Genomic DNA, 25,474 nt, shown 5'->3' with positions numbered 1-25,474 from the left:
AGTGCGCTCGATCCACTCGCGGACGCTCGGGTCGTAGGTCAGATCGATCGCCATGCTTACCTCCAGGTACCGACCGAGCGATCGCTCGGTCAATCTGATGGTGTCAGACGGCGGAGCGATCGGTCAAGGGTGATCAGCCGCGCGGATCGGCTCCCACGGTGCCCCGTGCGAGTTCGGAGTACACCTCGACCAGTGCGCGCGGGTCCAGGCGCCCGCCGGATCGGTACCACGTGGCCACTCCGACGCACATGGTCGTGACGGCACGGCTCGCGTCGAGGGGGTGCGACGTCGCGAACGCCCCCGACTCGACGCCGTCCAGCACGATCCGGTCCAGCATGCGTTGCTGGGCGTCCCGTTGCGCGAGGTAGGCCTCACGGTTGCCGGGATCGAGACTGCGAATCTCGGTGGAGCAGAGGAAGGCGACGTCCTGTCGGTGGACGTGGAAGAGAAGCAGTGACTCCACGACCGCGTCGAAACGGTCCACGGGGTCCGTGCCGGCGTGTTCTTCCGCACGGATCGATCTATCGAGCAGTTCGGTCATCGCCGCAGAGGTGATGGCCACCAGCATCGCCTGCTTCGACGGATGGTGGTGGTAGAGACCGGGCACCGAAAGGCCTGCGCGTGAGGCGATCTCGCGCACCGACGTGCCGTGGTAGCCCTGGTCCACGAAGGCGGCGAGCGCGGCGGCGAGAATAGGGGGAAGCGGATCGGACTCGTACTCCCGCCAGGAACCGTCCTCTGTCATGAGGTAAGAGCGTAGAGGCCCGGCACCCCTGTCGTGCTGGGCGCCGAGCCGTCGGCTTCTCACACTCGCGGGTCGAGTCCGTACTGATCCGGCACGCCGAGGTTGTCGCGCAGGGTCGGTCCCTCGTAGTCCCGGTGGTACAGACCACGCTCTTGAAGAATCGGTACGACCTCGTCGACGAAGGTGTCGATTCCGTCCTCGTAGATGTCGATCGCGACCCAGAACCCGTCCGCCGCGCCGGCCTCGAACCAAGTCTGCAGGTGGTCCGCTGTCGTGGACGCAGGACCGATGGGGGTGGGGTGGTAGTCGATGACGCCGTGGGCCAGCGTCTCGCGGATCGTCCAGCCTTCTCGTGCGACCTCGAGGGCGCGAGCGGACCGTGGATCGCCGGGATGCGCCCGTGCGGTGGCCAGCTCATCGGACGTGAGCGGACGGTCGATCTGCTCTGCGGTCAAGGGAAGTCCCAGCATGGCACCGAGGTACGGCACGCGGCTCGGGAAGGACTGCTCACCCAGCGCGAGGCGGCGATCGAGTGCCTCCCGTTTCGTTCGGGCGATAGCAGGCATCACGCCCGCGAAGAATTTCACCTCGTCCGGATCTCGGCCCGCGCGTTCCGCAGCGGCGCGGACTGCAGCTCGCTGCGCTTTCGCGTCCTCGATCGTGAAGACGGCGCCGATGACCGCACTCGCATACCGCCCCGCGATCTCGAGGCCGTACTCGCCGCCGCCCGCGGAGACGATGACGGGCTGGCCCTGTTCAGACGGTGGTATCGCCAGTGGTCCTGTGGACGCCACGTACTTCCCGCTGAGGTTGATCGGTCGGATCTTGCTCGAGTCGACGAATCGAGGGGTTTCAGTGTCCTTCAACCATGCGTCACGCTCCCAGCTGCCCCAGAGTGCCTGGGTCATCTGGATCACCTCGTGAGCTCGTTGGTACCGCTCGGGTCGCGGGGCGATCTGTCTGCCGAAGTTGGCCGCCGCCGCGGGATCGCTCGTCGTCACGGCGTTCCATCCGACACGCCCATGGCTCATGACGTCGAGGGCTTTGAAACTGCGCGCGATGTTGTACGGCTCGTTGAATGTCGTCGATCCGGTCGCGATGAGGCCGATGCGCTCCGTCTCACGGGCGATGGCCGCCAGCGTGACCATGGGTTCGAGCGTCAGCATGGGCGCCTCGTGATCATGGCCCTCCCCGATCTGCGCGAGGAAGTCCGGGAAGAACAGGAACGCGACCTTCCCACGCTCGGCGGCTCGGGCGTATCGGACGAGGGCGTCGAAACTCGTGTAGTTCGACGGATCGACGCCCGGCGCTCGCCACGCCGTCGGTTGAGTTCCGTACCCGTTTCCAAGTTGCATTCCCAGGATCATCTGGCGGTCGGTCATGACACTCCTCGTTGCTTGTGGCGTTGAAGCAACAACGTCCCTCGGTCGGAGTTTCTTCCCATGGGCGGACATCGTCTACGGACTGCTCAATCGGTGACCCAGTCGACGGTGTCCTCCACGGGCGCCCTCTGCGTTCGGAACCCGTTGGCGGGATGCCCTGCATCGGAATAGCCGAATGAGATGCCACACAGCACGACACGGTTCTCCGGTAGGTCGAAGTACTTCCTGATGAAGGGGGAGTGCGCCGCCAGCGCCGCCTGGGGCACCGCTGCGAGTCCCACGCTGTGAGCGGCCAGCAGGAAGGTCTGCACATAGAGCCCGCAATCCACGGCGCCGTAGACGCCGAGCTCCGCTTCCGTGGTCACGATCGCCGTATGGGGTGCACCGAAGAGTTCGAAATTTCGTGCTGCCTGCCGGGACGAGGCTGCTCGATCGCCCCTCTCCACCCCCACGCTCTCGTACAGTTGCCAACCACATTCTCGTCGCCGATCCCGATGTATCCCCGAATAGGTAAGCGGGAAAGGAAGATCGGGCTCGGCCTCCGCGCCGGACGAGTACTCGACGAGAGCATCTCGAAACCGCGCTGTGCCCGCACCCTCGGTCACCAACAAGTGCCACGGCTGCGTGTTGCACCAGGACGGAGTCAACCGCGCCAGATCGAGTACGTGCTCGATGACATGCCGCGGCACCTGCTCGTCCACATAGCCGCGACAGCTGCTTCGCTCGCGCAGTAGGCGAGCGAGAACGTCGGTGTCGGTGTGATCACTCGAAATCATGTCGTCTGCTCGTCGCGATCCGGCCGGACTGCAGGGGCCGAGCGTCGAGCGTGCCGGCTGACGGCGAGTCCGGATTCGTGGAGATCGACCACCGCCGAGGCGGTCACACTGCGATTCAACGTGTGTTTGGTGATCCTCCCACTCGCATTCCGCGGTAGGGCATCGACGATCTCGACGAATCGTGGGGTGGCGTAGTAGGGAAGTTCGACATTGACGAATTCCGCGAACTCTTCGATCGTGAAGGAAGATCGGTCGTGGACGACGATGTCGGCCTTGATGCAGTCGTCGACTTCGGTGTCTATGCGTACGCCGAACACCGCTACTTCGCGCACAGCAGGGAATTTGGAGATCGCGTGCTCGACCTGGAATGCCGAGACGTTCTCACCGCGTCGTCGCATGGAATCGTTCGCGCGGCCGGCGAACTGGAGGTTGCCGGTGACGTCGTATCGAGCCAGGTCGCCCGTTCTGTGCCACAGGTCGCGCCAGGTCTTCAGCGTCGCTTCCGGCTGTCGCCAGTATCCGGTGAACATCACCCCGGGTCGGGTAGGTCGCAGCACGATCTCACCGACCTCACCGTCCGGCACGTCGTTGCCGGACTCGTCCGTCAGCCGAAGTTCGACGTGATCGAGCGGCCGCCCCATGGAGTTGCGGTCTCCGGGTGGATGGTCCGACTGCACCATGGCTACCGGATTGAATTCGGTCTGCCCGTATCCGCCACCGATCACTCGGACGCCGAACCGATTCTCGAATTCCTCCTTGGCTTCGTGCGGCGCCGCGCCGCTCCAGAAGAATCGCAGGGGATGTTCTCTGTCGTCGTCGCGTGGGGGCTGTCCGAGAAGCGCGAGGGTGGTGAATCCGAGGCCGTGGAACGCGGTCACTCCGTACCGTCGCACGCGGTCCCAGAATGCCGACGCGCTGAAACGGGGCACGACGACCACCTCCGCTCCCGCGATGAGTCCGGTGGTCAGCACGTGTATGCCACTGACGTGGTAGAGCGGCGCGGACGACATGTACACGTCGTCGTCACGCAGCCCCGACCACGGCCCGAAGACCTCACCTTGATGCAGGAGGTACCGCTGGCTGAGGACGCAGCCCTTGGGCAGTCCGGTGGTGCCCGACGTGTAGACGATCTGGGCCGGGTCGTCGGGCCCGGCGAGTTCCAGTTCGTGCAGAAGAGGTCCGGAGGCCACGGTGCTCCACGCGACCAGGTCGAACGGCACCCCCGGAAGCGGGTGCGACGTTCCGTCGTCCAGTACGACAACCGTTCTCAGCTCCGGGACGTCGAGCGCGAGAGTGGCGAGCATGCTCAGACCATCGGAATCCACCACGATCACGCTGGGCGCGGCATCGACGAGTTGATGACGGAGCGAGTCACCTTTCAAGTACTCGTTCAACACGACGTTCACCGCGCCGAGCCGGTATGCGGCGAGAACGGTGAGCAACACCTCGCGTCTGTAGGCACTGAGATACACGATGCGCTCGCCTTTGGCCACGCCGAGCTGTAGCAGCCCTCCTGCCAGCGTCGCGGTCGCCGTGTCGAGGCTGTCGTACGTCAGCACGCTGTCGTCTATGCGTACGGCCGTGCGTCCCGGTCTCGTGCGTCCCCACGTGTGCAGTGCGTTCGCGATGTTGATGAACGGCTTTGCGGGGCTCGATGATTTGTTTCCGGTACGGGCCGCGAGATCGGGGTCGGTCATGGGATCCTCACTGCGGACGTGGTCGGGATTGCGCTCATGCGATCGGGTCGAGGCCACGGAGCGATCCTTCCTCGCGCCAATTCTTCAAGAGGTCGAAGAACTTGAGGGGTCCGTCTCCGTAGCCGCCGGAGAACAGTCCGTTGGCATCGCCCGGCTTGCCCTCGTTGTTGAAGTAGCCCGGAGTGCACTCTTCGTAGAATGCCTGGCTCGACTTCGATGATCGGATGATCTCGTCACGCCATTCCTTCTCCGCGAGCGGCGATGCTTCGAGCGGGCCGAGGCCGGATGCTTTCTGGGCGGAATAGATGTAGGCGATGTGCTTGGACTGTTCGTTGACGGTGTGCATGTAGTTCACCGATGTCCCGGTCTGTATCCGGCCCATGAAGTAGCAGTTGGGGAAGCCTGCGGAATGCAGACCGTGGAAGGTGCTGAACCCGTCCTGCCATTTCTCGCTCAGGCGTATCCCGTTGCGCCCGACCACGTCGTAACCGTTTCTGCTGGTGTACTGAGTTCCGACCTCGAAACCGGTGGCGAAGATGAGGCAGTCCAGTTCGACGGTCCGGCCGCCGGCCACCACAGCACCCTTCTCGATTCGTTCGATCCCCTGTCCCATGGTGTCGAGAAGAGTGACGTTGGGACGATTGAAGGTGTCGAGGTACTCGTCGTGGAATCCCGGGCGCTTGCACAGCAGGCGATACCAGGGTTTGAGCGCCTCGGCGGTCTCGGGATCCGCGACGGTCGCTTCGATGCGATCCCTGATCTCGTCCATCTTCTTGAAGTCGAGCAGTTCGAGAATCTCGTCCTTCTCTGCCGGCGAGAGTCGCCTACCCAGCTGCTCTGCGACCGGGCGAACTGCTCGCCCCGTCAGTCGCTCGTAGATCGATGTCCACCCGTCCGCCACGAGATCCGTCGACACCGCGTTTCCGCTGACGATGGTGATGAAATTCGTCATCCGATCCTGCTGCCAACCCGGCTGCAACGATTCCGCCCACTCCGGATCGGTCGGACGATTCGCGCGAACGTCGACCGTGGAGGGTGTCCGCTGGATGACTACCAGTTCGCCTGCAGATTCGGCCAATTGGGGAACCGCTTGCAGGGATGTCGCGCCCGTACCCACGATTCCGACCCGCTTGTCGGCGAGCCCGCTCATTCCGCCCGTCTCGTCGCCGCCGGTGTAGTCGAAGTCCCAGCGGCTGGTGTGGAAGACGTGGCCGCCGAAATCTTCGATGCCGGGGATGCGTGGGAACTTCGGCTTGCTCAGCGGACCGCTGGCGATGACGATGCTCGATGCGCGGAGAACGTCGCCGCGGTTCGTCCGGATCTGCCACACGGCTCGGTCGTCATCCCATTCGACGCTCTCGACACGTGTGTGGAATGTGGCCTTCTCGTACAGGCCGAAGTGACGTCCGATCCGCGCGGCATGGGCACGGATCTCGGGCCCCTTCGCGTATTTCATCGTCGGGACGTAACCGACCTCGTCGAGAAGCGGGAGGTAGATGTACGACTCGATGTCGCACATCGCTCCGGGGTACCGGTTCCAGTACCAGGCCCCACCGAAATCTCCGCCCTCGTCGAGGATTCGGATATCGGTACATCCTTGTTGCCGCAACCGCGCACCTGCCAGCAGGCCGCCGAACCCGCCACCGATGATCACGACCTCGACGTCCTCGTCGATGGCGGCCCGAGGTACGACATCCATGAAGGGGTCGTCGGCGAATCCTTCGTACGTGTCGACCGCGCCCTGGTACTGGGCGACCCCGTCGACCCTGATCCTCTTGTCTCGCTCGCGGCGGTAGATTTCCCGGTACTCCTCGGGGGACTTGTGGAGCCCGGCGACGAGCGACGCTCGAATCTGTTCGAAGTCCGATGTCGTTGGGTGTGTGGGTGTCGAGTGCGTGCTCGTCATGTTTCGCTGTCCCTGTCTTGTGTCGATTCGCCCATCGGTGATCGGGGCGCGCTACGGAAGCAGTTGTCGTGCTTCGACTCCGCGCACAGCGGGGGCGGTCGAAGTCGAGTAGGTCTTGACTAACTAAACAATGTTTAGTTGACTTCTCTCGAACGGTACGTCCATCGGACAGGCCCGTCAACCCCCATTACAGGGAACAGCTCCACCGTTGCGGCGAGGCGGCACCGGGAGATCTCACGGGCTGTTCCACTGCGTCGGCCGGCGCCCCGAGAGGGGCGAAAGATCAAGGAGTGATCATGAATTCGACGGGCGGTGCTCCGGGACCACTGCAAGGGCTACGGGTGTTGGAACTGGCGGGAATCGGACCTGTCCCCTTCGCGGGAATGATGCTCGCCGACATGGGCGCAGATGTCATCCGCCTGGACCGGGTGGGTCGGGGCGCGCATGCCGCGGACGTCGACGAGCTTCGGCACACCAGCATCAATCTCCGCGGCAAACGTTCACTCAGCGTCGACGTCACGACACCGCATGGCCGCGACGTTGTTCTACGCGTGATCGAGACGTGCGACGTCGTACTCGAGGGAATGCGGCCGGGAGTCGCGGAACGGTTGGGGCTCGGTCCCGACGACTGTATGGCACGGCGTCCCGACCTGATCTATGGACGGATGACGGGGTGGGGACAGACCGGTCCCTACGCGCAAGTTCCCGGCCATGACATCAATTACCTGGCGTTGGCGGGCGTGCTCGAGGGCATCGGGCGGCCGGACTCACCTCCGACTCCGCCGTTGGCGTTGGTAGGAGACTTCGGGGGCGGTGCGATGTTCCTATTGTTCGGCGTCATGGCAGCTCTCCACGAGGTGAAGTCGTCCGGGAGGGGACAGGTCGTCGATGCCGCCATGATCGAAGGTGCTGCACTGCTGAACACGATGAACTACAGCATGAGCGCTGCAGGTGCCGGGACGACGGAGCGAGGCGAGCATTTCCTGTCCGGTGCAGCGCCGCACTACGACGCCTACCGATGCTCGGACGGACACTGGATCTCCATCGCGGCAAACGAGCCGCAGTTCTACGCCGAACTGCGCGACGCACTCGGCCTCGACGGAAAGGAGTGGAACGACCAGCACGACCGAGCGCTGTGGGCATGGCGAAAAGTGCAGCTCGACAACCTTTTCGGGAGTGCTACTCGTGAACAATGGTGCGAGCGGTTGGAGGGACGTGCAGTCTGCTTCTCGCCGGTACTCGACATGCACGAGGCGGCGGAACACCCACAGAGCCTGGAGCGACAGAGCTTCGTGTCCAGGGAGGGTGTGCTGCAGCCGGCACCGGCGCCTCGGCTCAGCCGCACTCCCGCTCGTGTCGGAGCGAGACCTCCGAAGATCGGAGAGCACACGATCGACCTTCTGACGGAACTCGGCTTCGCCCCGGAGAGCGTGCGCCAGTGGGAGATCGACGGAGTGATCGGGTCTCGAGCCGACTCGGACTAGTGTGCGTCCGTCTCGTCTGTCGGCTCTCCGGAGACCGTCGCTTCCTCGGCGAGCGCCTCGAAACCTCGGATGAGTGCTCGCACGGTGATGTCCAGTGACTCCTCGGCCGTCCAGGTGTCGGCTTCGATGGCGCGCCGCAATGTGGGGTACTGCTCGGGTACGTCTCCGTACTTGCTGTTGTCCCAGTCCGGGCCGATGAGCGCCGAGGCGAGCCCCAACATCTCGCCGGCTCGCATGATCGCGAGCTGGAGGTTCTCGGGAACTCCTCCGGCCGCCATCGACGACAGGGAGTGCTCGAACTTCGCATACGAGTAGCCCTGCCACAGGCGTGCGGCGAGAATCGGTGCTGCGCGGGGATGTTCGAGCAACGTACGACGATACTGGTGAGTGCCGTTGACGAACGTGTTCTGCCAGCTGTCCTGGTGCTTCGGTATTCGTTGTTTGCGCAGCAGGTGCATCGTCAACTCCGCGAGGATCTCCTCCTTGTTCGCGAAGTGGTGGTACAGCGAGGCGGCGGTGACGTCCAGCGCCGTGGCAATCTTCCGGAGGTTGAGTCCCTCGGGGCCATCGCGATCGACGATGACGAGTGCAGCTTCGACGATCGATTCGCGGGTGATCAGAGCCGTCTTCGGGCGACCGAGCCCGCGCTGACCGTTCTCCGTCTTCTTCTGCACCGTGCCGAGCCTACCTTCGTCTCCGGGATGGATGCCTGGTGGAGATCCCGCTCGTCAGGGCGTGAAGTTCGGCGTGACGACGACGTTGATGGCGTTCTCCCCGGCGACCTGACCCTTGAGCACGTCCAGTGCTGTCCCGAGCCGATCGAAGCCGAAGACGTGTGTGCGCAATTCGGACAAGGCCTTCGGATTGTTCGCCACGAGGTCCAGCGCCAGGCGGTAGGAACGGTCGGTGCTGCCCGGCACCGCCTTGAGGGTGCCCCGCTTGTACAGGAACTGGTCGATCGGAAAGTCGTCGAGAGTACGGAGTTTCACCCCGATGACCATGATCGTGCCGCCGCGCCGGAGAGCAGCGACCGACTCGTTGATCGGGGTGACCGCGTGAGGTGTGGTGTCCAGCACCACGTCGAAACCCTCGCCGTCCGAAAGCTCCATGCACCGAGCGACGAAGTCTTCCGATTCCACGTCGATGACCGCGTCGGCGCCCAGTCGAAGAGCCACATCCAGTTTGAATCTGTCCTTGGTGAGACCGGTGACCACGATCTTGCCCGCACCGGCATGACGGGCGGCCAGCACTGCTCCGAGGCCGCGTTGACCCGGTCCCAGAACGAGAAGCCGATCGCCGACGCGCAAACCGCCCTGGGCGATCGCCCACTCGTATCCGCCGGCTATGGGCTGCCACAGAGTGGCATCGAGGGCATCGACTTCCGGCGGCACCTTGTAGAGGATGCCGTTGCGCGGAACGAATGCGTGTGTCGAGTACCCACCCCACAAGCTGGGCGACACCGATGTGGGCACCATTCCGTACCGCAATCTCTCGACATGGCCTGTGCAGCCGGAGAGATCGCCGATCAGGCACGAACGACAGATGCCGCACGAGACGAACGGATTGACGCACACCCGGTCGCCCACGGCGAGGCCGCGGCGATTGACCGTCGCCGGCCCCATGTCCTGGATGGTGCCGGCTATCTCGTGGCCGAGAATGCGAGGACGTTCGTCCCAGTCCCGGTCGAGCCCTTCGTACGCTTCGACATCGGACGCGCACAGTCCGTTCGCCTCGACACGCACCAGTACGTCGCCCTCGCCGAGTACCGGCAGGTCGAAGTTCTCGAACTCGAACTTGCCGGCGCCGTGTTGGACGAGCGCAGTCGCCTGTTCCATGTGATCACCTTTTCCTGGTCGAGGCAGATGGGCGCATCGTCCCGTGACCGAGTGCGCCGGCCGCGAGTGCCGAACGTGAATCGTTGCAGGTCGGAAACCTTGTTTGCCGACACACTGTATCCAAACAGTGTTTGATTTACAGGTATATCCCACCGGATGAGAAGAGGTCAACCGCCGCAGTGCAGCAGATCACCGGATAGATGAAGTGTGATCTGCATCTAGCGTCGTAGCTCACATTCGACTACTATGTCGATTAAGCGGAGATGAGATCTGCATCGGCTGTCGCCGGGCTCGATCGACCGCATGAGTGATAGCTGCCGGAGCTCGGCTGCACCCGACACGAGGAGTTTCAGATGGGTTTCACAATCGGAGTCGACGTCGGTGGAACCTTCACCGACATCGTCTTGAGCGACGGTGAGCGAACCTGGCGCGACAAAGCGCCGACGGATCCACAGGAGTTCGGCCGCGGCGTGCTCCAAGCATGTGACAACGTCGCCGCCCGAGCCGGAACGACCAGCGCGGACCTGATGCCGAAGGTCGAGCGCTTCGGTCTGGGCACCACCGCTGTCACCAACGTCCTGACGGTGCGCAAGGGAATGCGCGTGGGCCTGCTGACGACCGCGGGATTCGAGGACGTCATCTCCTCTGCCCGTAGCCGCCGCGTCTCCGTCGACGGGTGGCTGGAGGTGCCCTGGCAACCGGTCGAACGCTCGTGCGTCAGGGGAGTGCCCGAACGGATCGGTCGGGGTGGCGTCGTCGTCGACGAGCTGGACGAGGCCGCGGCGATCGCGGCGCTGGACGAGCTCGTGCGGGATCAGGGTGTCGAGTCGATCGCCGTATCGCTGTTGTGGTCCTTCGCGAACTCGGTACACGAGGATCGTGTGACGGCCATCGCGCGGGAAAGGTACCCGGAGATTCCGGTGTTCTCGGGCGCGGAACTGCACCCGTCCATCCGCGAGTACGAGCGGACGATGGTTGCGGTACTCAATGCGTTCAGTGGTAATGCGCTGGACGGAATCGATGATCTCGCAAAGACTCTCGTCGACATGGGTCTGCGTTCACCCATGCTCCTGCTCCAGGCGAACGGGGGTACGACCACACTCGACGAGGCCCGGCGATCACCGTTCAGCCTCAACTCTTCGGGGCCGTCCGCGGGTGTCGTCGCGGCCGCCGAGTTCGCGGCCGCAGCCGGATTCTCGAACGCGCTGTGCGGCGACGCCGGCGGCACGAGCTTCGATGTGGCACTGGTTCGGGAAGGACTTCCGCAGCGCACACAGCGCGGAACTCTGCACGGTGTCATCACTGCTCAGTCGACGGTCGACGTCGAGTCGATCGGAGCGGCGGGAGGGTCCATAGCCTGGGTCGACGACCGGGGGCTCCTGCGGGTGGGGCCGGAATCCGCGCGCGCCATGCCCGGTCCGGCCTGTTACGGGCGCGGCGGTACCCAACCTACGTTGACCGATGCCATGGTCGTACTGGGTTACATCGATCCCGCATCGTTCCTGCGTGGCACGATGCCGCTGGACGCTGCGGCGGCGCTGGAGGCGTGTGCCACCGTCGGTGCCGAACTCGGTCTGAGCGGTGAGGAGGTCGCGCTGGGCATCCATGCGATCGCGGTCGAGCAGATGGGCAAAGCCGCCCGGCTCCTGGCGACGTCCAGTGGTCTCGAACCCCGATCGCTCGCCTTTCTCGGCTACGGCGGATCCGGTCCACTCTTCTCCGGGGATCTGGCTCGGATCGCCGGGGTGCCGACCGTGCTGGTTCCGCTCCCGGCATCGGTGTTGTCCGCCTTCGGTGCCGCGTGCGCCGAGGTCAGACGAGAACGCCTTACCTCTGTCGACCAGCTGATCGATTCCGTGGACACCGAATCTCTCTCGGCCAAGATGAAGAGCCTCGGCCAGGACGTCTACGACGACGTCGAACGCAACGGAGTGCCCGAGTCCGGACGTCGCGTCGAATTCGAAGCGGACATTCGCTTCCACCAGCAGTCGTTCGAGCTGACGATTCCCCTCGGTGACGGAGCGTTCGACGCCGCCCAGATCAAGGAACACTTTCTCGCGCAGTACTCCCAGCGCTACGGCACGAGTGCCATCACCCTGGGAACTCCCGTCGAAGTGGCCGCCGTGCGCGCCATCGGCATCGGGAAACTCCCGCGCGCGGCCATACAGATCGATCCCGACGGCGTCGACACGACAGCGAAGCCCGACGGAACCCGGCAGATCCTTCTCGACGAGAACGGCCGTCGATCCGTCGACGTCTACGTCGCAGCCAATCTGCGTCCAGGACACACGTTCACCGGGCCGGCGATCGTGGACCAGGGAGACACGACCATCGTGGTTCCCGACGGCTACCGCGCGACGCGCGACTCCCGCCACACCTTGAAGATGGAGGCAATCTGATGACCGCTCTGCAGGAGAACCCGACCGTCACCATGAACGTGATCGCGGTCGAGGTTCTACGGCACCGGCTGGAAGCGCTCGTCGCCGAGGCATCGAGGGTGATCGAGCGGACCGCGATCAGTCCGATCGTCGTCGAGAACGGTGACTACTGCACCGCGATCCTCGACGGGGCGGGCGATCTTGTCATCGGCGGCGGCAAGATCACGATGCAGTTCAACGAATCCACCAATGCCGTCAAGACGGTGTTGGCAGTGCACGACGACATCGCCGCGGGCGACGTCTTCCTCTCGAACGACCCGCACGGTGGCGGCGGACTGCACCCGCAGGACGTCTTCGTACTGAGGCCCGTCTTCGTGCACGGCGAGCTCGTCGCATGGGTGGTGAACTCGGCCCACCTCATGGATCTCGGCGGCATGGTGCCGGGATCGTTCGCCCCCAACGCCACCGAGTGCTACCAGGAGGCGCTGCGCTTCCCGCCCGTACGTCTGGTCCGCGGCGGCGTGGAGCAACGAGACGTGTGGGCGATCTTCCTCAACAATGTCCGCGTCGCACACCTCGTCGAGATGGACCTGCGCGCACTGGTAGCCGGCATCAACGTCGGCCACGACAGGCTCTCCACCCTGGTCGAGGAAACCGGGATCGAACGATTCCGCTTCGCGATCGCCGACCTGAATCGACGTGCGCTGGCGGCGATCCGAGGTCGGATCGCCGAATTGGCGGACGGTACGTACCGCTACACGACGTATGCGGAATGGCGAGGTGCGTTCCACAAGATTCCGTGTGCGATGACCGTCGACGGGTCGTCCCTCGTCTTCGACTTCGACGGCGCGGCACCGCAGGTTGCCAGCTTCCTCAACTCCAAGGACCATGTCGTCAAGAGCATGTTGAGCATGTACCTCGCGCTCTACCTGGTGGGCGATCTACCCCACAATCAGGGCTACCTGGATGCCTTCGAGGTCAAGTGCACGGAGGGTTCGATCCTCAATGCCCTCCCGCCGGCGCCGGTCGGTGCCGCGCATCTGCTCGCGTCGATGGATGCTGTCAGCGCGGCCCTGCGCTGCCTGGTCGCAGCAGCGTCGTCGGCACCGGGTTCGTACGTCAGCCGATTCCTGTCCGCCATCCCGCCGCACTCGGGCAAATTCCTGTTGACCTGGTCCGGCCCCGGCCACGCGGGAGAGCCGCTGGCATGGCTCATGCAGGACTCCTCGGCAGCGGGCTCGTCGGCGGGCGCCGACCGCGACGGAACCGATTTCTACTGCGAAATCGTCGGGAAGCAGAACACGATCGAACCTGCCGACGTCGAGACGACCGAGTCGTGGTATCCGTTACGCATCGACTTCCGCCGACGGGGAACGCGCATGGCACACGGTGCGCACCGCGGCGGCGCCGGCGTGGAACTGGGTTTCCGGTCGACGAGCGACACGTCGCTGTTCGGCACCAGTATCGGGCAGCACGATCTCCTGTCGACGGCAGGAACTGCCGGGGGACTCGACGGAACGACATCTCGGATGGCGATCCAGCTCGCTGACGGCACGCGGAAACCGCTGGCCTTGACCGATCAGGGATTCGAACTGAAGCCGGGCGATCAGTTCCTGTGCTGGGCGGGAAGCGGAGCGGCGTGGGGCGATCCGATCGATCGTGCGCCCGCTCTAGTGGAAGCCGACATCGATGCCGGGTATGTCTCCGTCGAGGACGCTGCCGAGATCTACGGCGTCGTGCCGGGGGACGAGGATGCAACGAGTCGCCGTCGGGCCGAAATCGGTTCGAGGCGCCTGGCAGCGGCCCGGGCTGCGGCTGTCCCGATGGAGCAGACGGTGGTGTCGAACGAGGCAGGTCTGCCCATCGGTCCGAATGTCGATCAGCGAGGAGACCTCGCCGTGGCGAGTGCGTCCGGGGCGGTACTGGCGCAGGCGCCTCGTCCGTGGACGGACGGCGCCCCTGTTCTGGTCGAGGAGATCGGGGGTGCCTCCGAACGGCGGGCATACCTCGACCCGGTCACCGGGCACTTCCTCCACGTGGAGGTCGTGCCGGTGGGCGAAGGGATCTCCTTCGAGTACATGCCCACGAGTTGGGTGACTGCATGAAAGACGTCGAAGCGTGGACGACCCTGGTGTCACCGTCGAGCAGTCGTGACCCGCGGAAGTTGGCCGAACGTGCGCAACGCCTGGAATCCGACGGGTGGGACGGTGCTTCGCTGGTCGACTCCCAGTGCCTCATGGGGGACGCGTTCGCGGTGCTCACTCTCGCCGCGGTGTCCACGAGCACGCTGAAACTGGGGACGGGCACCAGCAATCCCGTGACACGTCATCCATCCGTCCTGGCTAATCTCGCGGCGACCGTCCAGGTCATCTCGGGGGGCCGGATGTCCTTGGGTATCGGACGTGGTGACTCCGCGTTGGCTCACATCGGAGCCCGACCTGCGACCGTGGCGACGTTCGACAAGGTGTTGTCGATGCTCAAGTCGTATCTGCGAAACGACGGCGTTCCGATGTCCGATTCGGCGAGCATGCTTGCCGTCGGACGTCCCGGGCTCGACGGCATCGCCATCGCCAACGCGCCGGAAACCAGTCGGCTGCACTGGCTTCCCGCCGACCTGCCGCCGGTGGAGATCGAGGTCGCGGCCAGTGGACCCAAGGTCATCGCCGCCGCAGCTCGCCACGCAGATTGGATCTCGTTCTCACTGGGTGCAGATGAGCACAGACTCCAGTGGGCGATCGACGTGGCACGTGAGGAGATGGATCGGGCAGGAAGGGAACCCGGATCCGTGCGCTTCGGAGCTTACCTTCCGCTCTACCCGCACGTGGACGTCGAGTTCGCTCGCGAATTGAGTCGGGGAATCGTCACGTCACACAGTCGGTTCGCGGTGATGAGCAACTCGATCACCGGACCCGTCAGCGAGTCTCAGCGCACCAATCTCGAACGGGTCAAGTCCACGTACGACATGACGAAGCACGGAGATGCTGCAGGTGCGCACTCGAAGGTGCTCGATGACGACTACATCGATCAGTTCGCGTTGGTCGGAGACCCCGATCGTTGCGTCGAGCGGATAGAGCGCCTCGTCGACATCGGGATCGAACGGTTCAATTTCTGGACGGCAGACCTGGACGGTAAGGCAGGCGAGAGTTACGGTCTCGCAGTCGAATCCATTCTCCCCCGCGTGCCTAACCGGGGGAGGAGTCCCGCGACGCCGTCACTCGACTGAGGGTTCGCGAGACCGATGCATGACGGCGCCGATGGATCTCACCACCGTAGGACGTTCACGGTGCTCGCTGCCGGTGTGGTGTCCTTCGCGCTGATGCTGTCGCTGGTGACGCCGGCTCTCCCGACGATCCGAGACGAGCTGGGAACCTCTCACGCCGGCGTCACGCGAGTACTGACGGCATATCTGCTGTCTGCGTCCATCTTCACACCGATCGTCGGTCGCCTGGGTGACAGGTACGGCAAGAAGCGGTTCCTGGTCATCGTCCTCGTCGCGCTGGCGCTCGGGTCGCTGGCCGCGGCGTTGGCAACCACTCTGCCGTTCATGATTCTCGCTCGGGTGATCCAGGGAATCGGCGGCGGCGTACTGCCATTGGCGTTCGGAATCATCCGTGATGAATTTCCACCGGACGAGGTCGGCGGCGCGGTCGGGTTCATTGCCGCGCTGACCGCGTCCGGTGCCGGCCTCGGGTTGGTGCTCGCCGGGCCGATATTCTCGACGTTGAGTTACCGATGGCTCTTCGTGATACCGATGGTCGTCGTCGTCGCCGCGGCAGTTGCAGCGCAGGTGTTCATCCCCGAGAGTGCGGAACGCGCAAGCGATTCGATCAGTGTAGGGGCGGCACTGGCCATGTCGGGTTGGCTGGTGGCACTTCTGGTAGCCATCGATGTGGCACCGCAGCGGGGCTGGACCTCCGTCTCGGTCATCGGTCTCCTCCTCGTCGCCCTCGTTCTGTGCACTCTGTGGATCCTCATCGAGACTCGTAGTGACTCGCCGCTCATCGACATCCGCATCATGGCCGCTCGTCAGGTGTGGGCGACGAACCTCGTTGCACTGCTCTTCGGTGTCGCTCTGTACGCCCTGATGAGCACTCTTCCTGCGTTTCTCCAGACCGCTAGGGACCACGGATACGGATTCGGTGCGTCGGTCACTCACTCGGGGGTGATGCTTCTGCCCCAGTCGGTGTTCGTCTTTCTCGCCGGATCCTCTGTCGGCAGACTCGCCCGCACGTTCGGATACCGTGCGATTCTCGTTGCTGGAACGGTCATCTCGTTCTCAGCATTGGTGACCTTGGCCCTCGCGCACACGCATCAGTGGCATATCTTTCTCGTGACCTGTTCGACCGGAGTGGGATTCGGTCTGGCTTTCGCGTCGATGTCGAGCATCGTCGTCCGCTCCGTACCCCGACATCGAACCGGGATGGCCGGCGGGGTGAATGCCAACATTCGAACGATCGGTGGATCCCTCGGTGCGTCGATCGTGGCCAGCGTCGTCGCGGCTGACGTCGATCCGTCGGGCGTACCCGCCGAATCCGGTTACACGGTCGGCTTTCTGGTCCTCGCAGGCGCCATGTTGCTCAGTGTGTTCGCGGCATTGGCGATCCCGAGGGGGCCTCGGGCGATCACGTAAGTGCCCGTTCGCGAGGTCGCCCGAAGTTTCGTGTCGGACAGTAATTTCGAATTTCTTTGCCGGCGTATCGGCTGCCGCGAGCGCTCGGAATCAAGCATTGCAATCGACATGCATGTCGGGTACGTTCCTCCGGTAAGTGAAACACATCACATCGTCGGACGTTCCTCGAGCCCGAGGTCGGTCCATTCCACGGAAGGATGTTCGCATGCCAAAAATGCAACCTCGGCTTGCGGCGGGGGCCAGCCTCATCGGCACGACAATCGAGTACTACGACTTCTTCGTGTACGCGACAGCAGCAGCTCTTGTCTTCAACAAGGTGTTCTTCCCCGGTCTCGGAGAATTCGGTGGCACGTTGGCATCGCTGTCCACCTTCGCGGTGGCATTCTTCTTCCGGCCGTTGGGCGGCATCGTGATCGGGCACTTCGGTGACAAGGTGGGTCGCCGTCCCATGCTGATTCTGACGCTGACCATGATGGGTGTGGCCACGGTCCTCATCGGAGTGCTGCCGACATTCGCAACCATCGGCGTCGCCGCACCGATCCTTCTGGTCCTCCTGCGCGCAGTGCAGGGTTTCGCCCTCGGCGGCGAGTACGGAGGCGCCGTCGTCCTGACGATGGAACACAGCCCGGTCGAACGACGTGGGTTCTTCGGCAGTTTCACCACTGCTGGTGGTCCGTTGGCACTCGTGCTCGCAACCCTCGTGTTCCTTCCGATCACCGCGTTGCCGGAAGAGGCTCTGCTTTCCTGGGGATGGCGTATCCCGTTCATCCTGAGCGCCGTTCTGATCTTCCTCGGCTTCTATCTCCGGCGAACCATCGAGGAGAGCCCCGCGTTCGCCGAGGTGAAGTCGGCCGGCCGACAGGATCGGTCACCGGCGCTGACCATCGTTCGTCAGTACCCGCTGCGGAGTCTGCTCATTGCCGGCATCAGCCTGAGTGCGGGTGTCTCGTTCTACGTGTTGGCCGTGTTCGGTCTGTCGTACGGCACGGGCACAGTCGGGTTCAGTCGGCAGACGATGCTCGAGATCGTCATGGTGACGATGATTTTCTGCTTCGCATTCATGGTCGCCGCCGGCAGGCTCTCCGATCGCATCGGGAGGCCGAAGTGCATCGTTGCCGGGATGGCCGGACTCGCCCTATGGGCTTTCCCCTGGCTGTGGCTGGTGGGTAGTGGCAACGCCTGGCTCGCGTTGGTGGGCTGCGTCGTCCTGTGTATCCCGTTGGCGATGAACATGGGTGTCATGGGTGTCTTTCTCGCCGAGTGCTTCCCCCCGGAGGTCCGGTACGCCGGCATCTCGATCGGCTACACGATCGGGCTCATCGTCGGCAGTGGTCTGGCGCCCCTGATCGCGACCACTCTGACGTCCGAATTCGGTGCATACGCGGTCGGGTGGTACCTGGTCGCCATGAGTCTGGTGTCACTGCTGTCGGTGGCAGTACTGTTGCGCACCAACGGCCATACAGCTGCCGGCCGCCGGACCCCGGTGTCGACGTCGAGTGCTCCGCGGGACAAGTCCGACGTGATTCACTGACGGACGGGTGCGTTGCGACTGCGGGACAACGAGAACGAAACTCGTTGTCCCGCAGTCGACGTCGTAGCACTGAGTGGGACGACTCAGCCCTTGTCCCTGCTCAGGCCGATGGTGCGAACCCACGCATCTGTGAGCGCTGTCGCTGCTTCGTCATGATCGTGTGACTCATTGCCGACGAACCACCAGTAGTTGAAATTCGAGGTCATCGAGACGAGCAGACCGGCAGTCGTCTCCGCGTCGATCGTGGTATCGGCTATCCCGCGATGTTGCCATCGCCGGATCGTGTCCGCCACGCGCGCCACGTGGTCGCGTCTCCTCCTCGTTCGGTCCGTGTGCACCTCGGGGTCGATGGTCGCGACCTGCTCGACCAGTCCGTACATGGCGGCGTGCTGCTCGTAGGTCGCGATGTATCTGAGGTTCGATTCGTGCAGACGGGCGATCGGACCGAGAGACTTGGTCGGCTCCGCAGTCGCGGCTTCCAGGACTGCTTGGTTCACCTCGGCGGACAGGATGCGAAACACTTCCAGTTTGTCCTCGAAGTATGTGTAGAAGCTTCCCCGCGCAACTCCTGCTTCCTTCACGATGTCTTCGACCCCGGCATCGATGTACCCGATGTTCTCGAAGACTCGTCGAGCGGCATCGAGTAGGCCACGCCTCGTGCGTTCTCCCCGAGCTGTTCCCTTGGATGCGTGGTTGGCGCGGCGTTCCGCGGCTGTACCGACGGGTGTCCATCCACCGCGTGTCAGCGGACCGGATTTCTTTCCGCGGCCGGCCGAGGGCGTCGTGGAACGAGGCACCATTTCCTCCTTCGTCGAGCGAGACGAGCGGTGTGCGGCTGTCACTCTTGTCGAGCAGAGGTCCCGCTACACCTCGAGAGCTTAGTGGACCCGCACGTCATGTCCTCGTCGATGACGGCACATCGGTGTCGTCGCGCAAAGCCTCGTGGAGTATCGACAATGATGTCGAATGAGGCTAATCTGTGATCATCGCCTCGGCGCCGTTGCCCACGGGTCCGCCGAGAATGCACGCCGGTCATCTCGATCGGCTTTCGACGAAGGGATGTGGGCCGGTGCCGAACTTGATCTTCACCGCAGAGCAAGAAGAGTTCAGATCCGTGCTCGCGGACTTCTTCGGGAGCAGGTCACCGGAATCCGAGGTGCGGCGACTCATGGAGACATCCGACGGCTACGACGCGGCGTTGTGGCGCGAGATGGGGGAAGGCCTCGGCCTCCAAGGTCTCGGAATCCCCGAGCAGTACGGAGGTTCAGGATTCTCTCACCTCGAGATATCTCTCGTGCTCGAGGAAATGGGCAAGGCGTTGGTCTGTGCCCCCTACTTCTCGACCGTCGTCCTTGCGGCGAACGCGGTGATGCTCAGTGGCGACGAGGATGCAAAGGGCTCCTACCTTCCCGGCATCGCGTCCGGTGAGACGATCGCGACACTCGCATTCACAGACGATCGCGGGCGGTGGGACGCGAACGGAATTTCGGCAACTGCCTGTGAGTCGGAGACCGGCTGGTCCATCACAGGAATCAGCTCCTTCGTGACAGACGGTCACACGGCCGACCTGATACTCGTTGCCGCTCGGTCCACGTCGGGCGTGTCGCTCTTCGCTGTGCCGGGGGATGCGCCCGGAACGACCAGAACGTTGCTGACCACGCTGGACCCCACCCGCAAGCAGGCGCGCCTCGAGTTCTGCGAGACGCCCGCGACATTGATCGGCACCGAGGGGCAAGGTCAGCCCGTTCTGGACAAGGTGCTCGACCTGGCGGTCGTCGGACTGGCGGCCGAACAGGTGGGCGGAGCTCAGCACGTTCTGGAGATGGCAGTTCGGTACGCGAAGGAGCGCATTCAGTACGGCAGGCCGATCGGAAGTTTCCAGGCGATCAAACACAGGTGCGCGGACATGTTGTTGGAAGTCGAATCGGCGAGATCCGCTGCCTACCAGGGTGCGTGGTGCAGCGTCGAGGGTGGCGACGAGTTCGCCGAGGTTGCAGCGCTCTCCAAGGCGTACTGCTCGGAGACGTATCTCGACGCGGCGACCGACAACATCCAGATTCACGGAGGTATCGGATTCACGTGGGAACACCCGGCCCACCTGTATTTCAGACGTGCGAAGTCCTCGGAGCTCCTGTTCGGCGATCCCACACATTGGCGTGAGATCTTCGCCGACCGCATCGGACTCTGACATGAGGATTCGCGCGAGGAGAAAGGTGAGGGCGACATGAGCTGGACTGCCGGTGGAGGGTCTCTCGGTACGATCGTCGGGCTCGGGATGACCGACAATGCGGTCGACGGCCGATCGGCCGCAGATTTCGCCACGGAGGCAGTTCATCTCGCTCTGGGCGACGCCGGACTCACCCTCGACGACGTCGACGGACTCGTGACCTCGAGTGGCAAGTCCGGTGGAGTCGACGTGAAGCTGGCAAGCAGACTGGGCCTTCGCGACCTCGGACTGCTCACCCAGATCTCGCAGGCAGGGTCGACCGCGAACGCGCAGATCCAGTTGGCGGCCTTGGCAATTGCCGGTGGCCTTGCCACCACCGTGGTGTGTGTCCACGCCGATGCTCCCTTGACCGCATCGAAGCGCGCGCGTGATGCGTACCGCCCGTCGGCCGGCGCGGTCGGTACCGGTTTCCGCGGGTTGTCCACCGTGGCAGGACCCCGGAATCCGAACGGCGGCTACGCGCTTGCCGCGCGCAGGCACATGAACCGGTACGGCACGACGAGCGAGCAGTTGGGCGCGATCGCCGTCGGGCAACGCGCGTGGGCAGCGTCGAATCCACGCGCCAGGTTCCAGGCGCCCATCACTATGGCCGACCACCAAGCATCACGGTGGGTCGTGGAGCCGCTACATCTACTCGATTGCTGCATGGTGTCCAACGGCGGTGTGGCCGTCGTCGTGACCACGGAAGAACGCGCACGGGATCTGGCCCAACCTCCGGTTCATGTACGAGGCTGGGCACAGAGCCACCCGGGTTACCTGATGGAACGCGGATCGGACTGGGGTTTGACGACGGGCGCCGCCGCAGCGGGGCCCACAGCTCTGAAGATGGCCGGCATGACCCCTGCCGATATCGACGTCCGGCAGATCTACGACTGCTACACGTACACGGTCCTGGTCACCTTGGAAGATTACGGATTCTGCGACAAGGGCGAGGGCGGCGCGCTCGCGGCCAGCGGTGCTCTGGCACCGGGAGGCGCGTTGCCGACCAACACGGGAGGCGGACAGTTGTCCAGCTTCTACCTGTGGGGGATGACTCCGCTGTCCGAAGCGATCATCCAGATCCGCGGCCAGGGCGGTGCCCGTCAGGTCCCACGGCACGAGACCGCCATCGTGAGTGGCAACGGCGGGATCCTCGATCACCACAGCACCCTTGTCCTGGGAGCGCAGTCACGATGAGCGAGAGGTCGATCTCGAAAATGACGGCGGCGCAGCAGTACACCATCGAACGCAACGCCGCGTCAGCGCCCTTCTTCGATGCCGCACGGAGCGGAACGCTCCTGATTCGGGTGTGCCCGACGTGCGACCACTTCTACGCCCCGCACGTCAGACGTTGCCGTGACGGCAGCGAACTGGAGTGGCATGCCGCGCGGGGTACAGCCACGCTCGTGACGTGGGCAGTGGATCATTCGCCGGCGATCAGCACCGAATTGTCCAGTAGTGACGGGGGACCGCCGGTGATCGGCATCGTGGAACTGTCCGAAGGTCCCTGGATGTATACCGCGTTGCCCGGCGTTCACCCCGCATCGCTGAGCGATGGCATGGACATGCACGTCGAATTCCTGACGCTGGGCACCGGTGAACCGGTGCCTGTCTTCGCACCGACCGTCAAGCACCCCGAAAGCGAGCAACCACGATGACAGTCGACCACGCGGACCAGCTGGTTCTGGCCGAGCGGCGCGGCTCGGTAGGGCTACTCACGATCAACCGACCTGCAGCGAGAAATGCGATCAGTCGAGCAGTCACCGTCGAGATGGCCGGCGCGATAGACACATTCGAAGAAGACGATCGTGTTCGCGTGTTGGTGGTGACAGGTGCTGGTGACAAGGCATTCTGCGCGGGCGCCGACCTGAAGTCCATGAAGGAGGGTCGACCCGTCGTTCCCGAGCTCGGCGGGTTGGCCGGTTTCACGTCGCGGACGTTCCACAAACCGGTGATTGCAGCCGTGAACGGATTCGCGCTCGGTGGTGGCACCGAAATCTGCTTGGCATGCGACCTGGTCGTGGCGGACGAACGTGCATCGTTCGGGTTGCCGGAGGTCAGACGGGGGATCGTGGCCGCCGCGGGCGGTGTGGAGAAGCTCTCGCACAGAATTCCTCCGGCAGTTGCCCTGGAGATGATCCTGACCGGGGAGCCCATCACCGCGCGGCGAGCCTTCGATCTGGGGCTCGTCAATCGCGTCACTCCCGACGGCGGGGCTCTCGGTGGTGCACTCGAGCTCGCGGACGTCATATGCAAGGGCGCGCCGTTGGCTGTCCGTTACTCCAAGGCCGTTGCGCGTCGGTCGAGTTCGATCGGCGAGTCCGATGCGCTCGAGGAGTTCGACTCCCTTCGCCGAGAGGTGTTCCGGAGCCAGGACGCAACCGAAGGACCACGCGCTTTCGCGGAGAAGCGCCAACCGAACTGGACTGGGAAATGACCGGGAACAAGCCGCTGGCGGGACTTCTAGTAGTGGACACGTCCGATGGCAAGGGCGAAATGTGTGGTCGCTACCTGGCCGACCTCGGCGCCGAGGTGATCCTTGTCGAACCCCCCGGGGGTGCGTCGAGCCGCACCTGCGAACCGATTTGCAGAGGCGTCAGCACATACTTCGCCACGCACAACGCGAACAAGTCGAGCGTCGTCATCGACCTGGACGACGAGAACGGGCGCGCCACTTTCCTGGGGTTGCTGGCCACCGCCGACATCTGGATCGAAACCTCGGCTCCAGGAACTCTATCCGTGATCGGCCTCGATCCGATCGACGTACAGCGTCGTTTCCCCCAGCTCGTGGTGGTGTCGATCACCGACTTCGGGCAGACCGGCCCACGCAGGGACGAGGTGGCCACCGATTGGGTGCAGATGGCCGTAGCGGGAATATTGAGTCGTTCCGGATCGCCCGACGCGGCGCCCATGATGCCCCCCGGCGCTCTGGCCTACGAGTCGGCGTCGATCCAAGCCGCATGGGCCACGCTAATGGCGTACTGGAACCGCCTCGAGTCGGGCGCGGGGGACTACCTGGACTTCTCGATCTCCGATGCCGTTGCGCAGGTGCTCGACCCCCCGTTCGGTTCGATCGGGACTGCGGCGGCTGCGACGGGTGACGGAGAGACCAGTCAGGATCGTTCCGCATTCCAGCCGTACCCGATTTTTCCCTGTCGTGACGGGCACGTGCGCATCGTCGTGCTGGCCGCCCGCCAATGGCGCGCCATTCGACAGTGGTTGGGTGAGCCGGAGGCCCTGGCCGATCCGGAGCTCGAGCTGGCGCACAGGCGATACGCCGAGGCCGATCTGGTCAATCCGTACATCGCAGAACTGTTCGCCGAGCGCACGTCCATGGAACTCGTAGTGGAGGGCCAGCGACGAGGCGTGCCGATCGCGCCCGTCCTGACCCCCGACGCGGTACTCGACAGCGAACACTTCGTCGAGCGAGGTGCATTCGTCGACCTCGAAGTCGCACCCGGAGTCGTGGGCAAGATTCCGTCCGGTCTCGTCGAACTGGACGGAGAGCGGGCCGGAATTCGGCGGAGAGCACCCGAGTTGGGTGAGCATCAACATCTGCTCGACACCATCGTTCCGTATCCCACGGGTACTCCGTCTCCGTCACCCGTACCCGCGGAACGCAGACTTCCCCTGCAGGGAATTCGTGTGCTCGATCTCGGCGTCATCGTCATGGGTGCGGAATCGGGTCGACTGTTCGCCGATCAGGGTGCCGACGTGATCAAGGTCGAGAATCGGGCGTACCCGGATGGTTCACGAGCCGTGCTGCAACGTCCGATGACTCGACGCTTCGCCATCGCGCAACGGGGCAAACGCAGTTTCGGCGTCGATTTGCGAAGTGACAACGGCAGAACAATCTTTCGGCAGTTGGTCGAGCAGGCCGATGTCGTGCTGTCGAACTTCAAGCCCGGAACTCTCGACAAGCTGGGGATCGGTCCGAGTGCCCTTCGTGAGATGAATCCGAGAGTTGTGGTTGCTACGAGTAGTGCGATGGGAGCAACCGGGCCGTGGAGCAACTGGATGGGGTACGGCCCGCTGGTTCGCGGGGTGTCGGGCCTGACAAGTCTGTGGCGCGATGCGGGCGACGATGGCCGGTTCGGGGATTCGGCCACCGTCTACCCGGACCATCTGGAAGCAAGGGTGGTCGACATCGCCGTACTGGCGTGTCTCATCTCGCGTAGGCACCACGGAGTCGGCGCACTCGTCGAGGCGTCTCAAGCGGAAGCAATCCTCGTGGCGATGTCCGATCTCTTCCTCGGAGAGTCGATCGAGCCCGGAACAGCTGTTCCACAGGGAAACTCGATCCCCAGTCAAGCGCCGTCCGGTGTGTACCGGTGCGCCGGCGACGACGCATGGTGCGTGATCAACGTCCGCGACGACGACGACTGGTCGAGAATGCTCGAGGTTGTCGACGTCCCGACCCTGTCGAATTCGGCGTTCGCCACTGTCGCGGGGCGGATCGCCGATCGTGGCGAGATCGACAGGGCTGTGACTTCGTGGACCAGTACTCGCGATCCCGCCGAGGTCGCCCGAGCGCTGCAGGGAGTGGGCGTTCCAGCAGGCGCTATGAGGCACGTCGGCGAGTTCGGATCGGACCAGCATCTGCAGGCGCGCGGTTTCTTCAGAACCGTGACGCACCCCTTGGTCCGACGTCCGATCCTCATGGAGAACGGCTTGTGTCCTTCAACGCGGATGGCAGACCCTGTCCTGGATCCTGCTCCCTTGCACGGTGAGCACACGCGCGACATCGCCGCCGAGTTGCTCGGCATGACCGACGATCAGATCGAATCCGCAATCGACGCAGGGGTACTCGAGGAGTCACCGACGCCGGTATCGGCCTAGCTGTTCGAGCCTGCGTTGCACTGAACGCAGGCAACTCTGGCCCCGTCGATGACGGGGCCAGAGCC

The 25,474-nt window shown here is 64.2% G+C and carries 19 protein-coding genes; 11 read left to right on the top strand and 8 right to left on the bottom strand.

Features of this window, described 5'->3' with window-relative positions; all coding sequences use genetic code 11:
• Positions 1-133 precede the first annotated feature (133 nt).
• The 5 genes from QRN16_RS20405 to QRN16_RS20385 form a co-directional block, all read right to left on the bottom strand.
• A complete protein-coding gene (locus tag QRN16_RS20405) occupies positions 134-745 on the bottom strand; it encodes a TetR/AcrR family transcriptional regulator (protein ID WP_285189541.1) in 612 nt (203 codons plus the stop codon).
• Positions 746-804: 59 nt separating this feature from the next.
• Positions 805-2,127 (bottom strand): NtaA/DmoA family FMN-dependent monooxygenase, encoded by a 1,323-nt coding sequence (locus tag QRN16_RS20400; RefSeq protein WP_285189539.1) that lies wholly within the window; start codon positions 2,125-2,127, stop codon positions 805-807.
• A gap of 86 nt (positions 2,128-2,213) precedes the next feature.
• Positions 2,214-2,903, bottom strand: coding sequence for a nitroreductase (locus QRN16_RS20395; protein WP_285189537.1), 690 nt, complete (start codon positions 2,901-2,903; stop codon positions 2,214-2,216).
• Positions 2,900-4,600 (bottom strand): AMP-binding protein, encoded by a 1,701-nt coding sequence (locus tag QRN16_RS20390; RefSeq protein ID WP_285189534.1) that lies wholly within the window; start codon positions 4,598-4,600, stop codon positions 2,900-2,902. The genes QRN16_RS20395 and QRN16_RS20390 overlap by 4 nt, the downstream gene beginning before the upstream one ends.
• A 34-nt stretch (positions 4,601-4,634) precedes the next feature.
• Positions 4,635-6,506 carry a flavin-containing monooxygenase gene (locus QRN16_RS20385; protein WP_285189531.1) on the bottom strand — a complete coding sequence of 624 codons (1,872 nt, stop codon included), beginning with the start codon at positions 6,504-6,506 and terminating at the stop codon, positions 4,635-4,637.
• Between the two features lie 296 nt (positions 6,507-6,802).
• On the opposite strand from QRN16_RS20385, the gene QRN16_RS20380 reads away from it, so the two are divergent.
• Complete coding sequence (locus QRN16_RS20380; protein WP_285189529.1) at positions 6,803-7,990, top strand: CaiB/BaiF CoA transferase family protein; 1,188 nt, start codon at positions 6,803-6,805, stop codon at positions 7,988-7,990.
• Here QRN16_RS20380 and QRN16_RS20375 read toward each other — a convergent pair.
• Both QRN16_RS20375 and QRN16_RS20370 read right to left on the bottom strand, forming a co-directional pair.
• A complete protein-coding gene (locus tag QRN16_RS20375) occupies positions 7,987-8,664 on the bottom strand; it encodes a TetR/AcrR family transcriptional regulator (protein WP_285189528.1) in 678 nt (225 codons plus the stop codon). The two genes, QRN16_RS20380 and QRN16_RS20375, sit on opposite strands and share 4 nt — an antisense overlap.
• A 54-nt stretch (positions 8,665-8,718) precedes the next feature.
• Positions 8,719-9,825 carry a zinc-dependent alcohol dehydrogenase gene (locus tag QRN16_RS20370; protein ID WP_285189525.1) on the bottom strand — a complete coding sequence of 369 codons (1,107 nt, stop codon included), beginning with the start codon at positions 9,823-9,825 and terminating at the stop codon, positions 8,719-8,721.
• Positions 9,826-10,178: 353 nt separating this feature from the next.
• Here QRN16_RS20370 and QRN16_RS20365 point away from each other — a divergent pair, with 353 nt between their 5' ends.
• The 5 genes from QRN16_RS20365 (at position 10,179) to QRN16_RS20345 (ending at position 18,364) form a co-directional block, all read left to right on the top strand.
• The gene (locus QRN16_RS20365) at positions 10,179-12,224 is read left to right on the top strand and encodes a hydantoinase/oxoprolinase family protein (protein ID WP_285189524.1); all 2,046 of its coding nucleotides are present in this window, start codon (positions 10,179-10,181) and stop codon (positions 12,222-12,224) included.
• On the top strand, positions 12,224-14,308 hold the full coding sequence (locus tag QRN16_RS20360) for a hydantoinase B/oxoprolinase family protein (protein WP_285189522.1): 2,085 nt from the start codon (positions 12,224-12,226) through the stop codon (positions 14,306-14,308). Before QRN16_RS20365 ends, QRN16_RS20360 begins: the two co-directional genes overlap by 1 nt.
• The gene (locus tag QRN16_RS20355) at positions 14,305-15,426 is read left to right on the top strand and encodes an LLM class flavin-dependent oxidoreductase (RefSeq protein WP_285189520.1); all 1,122 of its coding nucleotides are present in this window, start codon (positions 14,305-14,307) and stop codon (positions 15,424-15,426) included. The genes QRN16_RS20360 and QRN16_RS20355 overlap by 4 nt, the downstream gene beginning before the upstream one ends.
• A gap of 60 nt (positions 15,427-15,486) precedes the next feature.
• The gene (locus QRN16_RS20350) at positions 15,487-16,833 is read left to right on the top strand and encodes an MFS transporter (RefSeq protein WP_285189518.1); all 1,347 of its coding nucleotides are present in this window, start codon (positions 15,487-15,489) and stop codon (positions 16,831-16,833) included.
• Between the two features lie 205 nt (positions 16,834-17,038).
• A complete protein-coding gene (locus tag QRN16_RS20345; RefSeq protein WP_285189517.1) occupies positions 17,039-18,364 on the top strand; it encodes an MFS transporter in 1,326 nt (441 codons plus the stop codon).
• Positions 18,365-18,447: 83 nt separating this feature from the next.
• Here QRN16_RS20345 and QRN16_RS20340 read toward each other — a convergent pair whose 3' ends face one another.
• Positions 18,448-19,164: a TetR/AcrR family transcriptional regulator gene (locus QRN16_RS20340; RefSeq protein ID WP_056449036.1), complete on the bottom strand. Its 717-nt coding sequence runs from the start codon at positions 19,162-19,164 to the stop codon at positions 18,448-18,450.
• Between the two features lie 269 nt (positions 19,165-19,433).
• On the opposite strand from QRN16_RS20340, the gene QRN16_RS20335 reads away from it, so the two are divergent.
• The 5 genes from QRN16_RS20335 (at position 19,434) to QRN16_RS20315 (ending at position 25,409) form a co-directional block, all read left to right on the top strand.
• Positions 19,434-20,552 carry an acyl-CoA dehydrogenase family protein gene (locus QRN16_RS20335; RefSeq protein ID WP_350310222.1) on the top strand — a complete coding sequence of 373 codons (1,119 nt, stop codon included), beginning with the start codon at positions 19,434-19,436 and terminating at the stop codon, positions 20,550-20,552.
• An 87-nt stretch (positions 20,553-20,639) separates the two neighbouring features.
• On the top strand, positions 20,640-21,767 hold the full coding sequence (locus QRN16_RS20330; RefSeq protein WP_285189515.1) for a thiolase family protein: 1,128 nt from the start codon (positions 20,640-20,642) through the stop codon (positions 21,765-21,767).
• Positions 21,768-21,787: 20 nt separating this feature from the next.
• Positions 21,788-22,228 (top strand): Zn-ribbon domain-containing OB-fold protein, encoded by a 441-nt coding sequence (locus tag QRN16_RS20325; RefSeq protein WP_285189513.1) that lies wholly within the window; start codon positions 21,788-21,790, stop codon positions 22,226-22,228.
• Positions 22,225-23,007, top strand: coding sequence for a crotonase/enoyl-CoA hydratase family protein (locus QRN16_RS20320; protein WP_285189512.1), 783 nt, complete (start codon positions 22,225-22,227; stop codon positions 23,005-23,007). The genes QRN16_RS20325 and QRN16_RS20320 overlap by 4 nt, the downstream gene beginning before the upstream one ends.
• Complete coding sequence (locus tag QRN16_RS20315; protein WP_285189510.1) at positions 23,004-25,409, top strand: CaiB/BaiF CoA transferase family protein; 2,406 nt, start codon at positions 23,004-23,006, stop codon at positions 25,407-25,409. Before QRN16_RS20320 ends, QRN16_RS20315 begins: the two co-directional genes overlap by 4 nt.
• Positions 25,410-25,474: the final 65 nt, after the last annotated feature.

The organism is Rhodococcus sp. MEB041 (genome assembly GCF_030208955.1).
In the GTDB taxonomy this organism is placed as follows: Bacteria; Actinomycetota; Actinomycetes; order Mycobacteriales; family Mycobacteriaceae; genus Rhodococcoides.
This window is presented reverse-complemented; position numbering and strand designations above follow the sequence as displayed.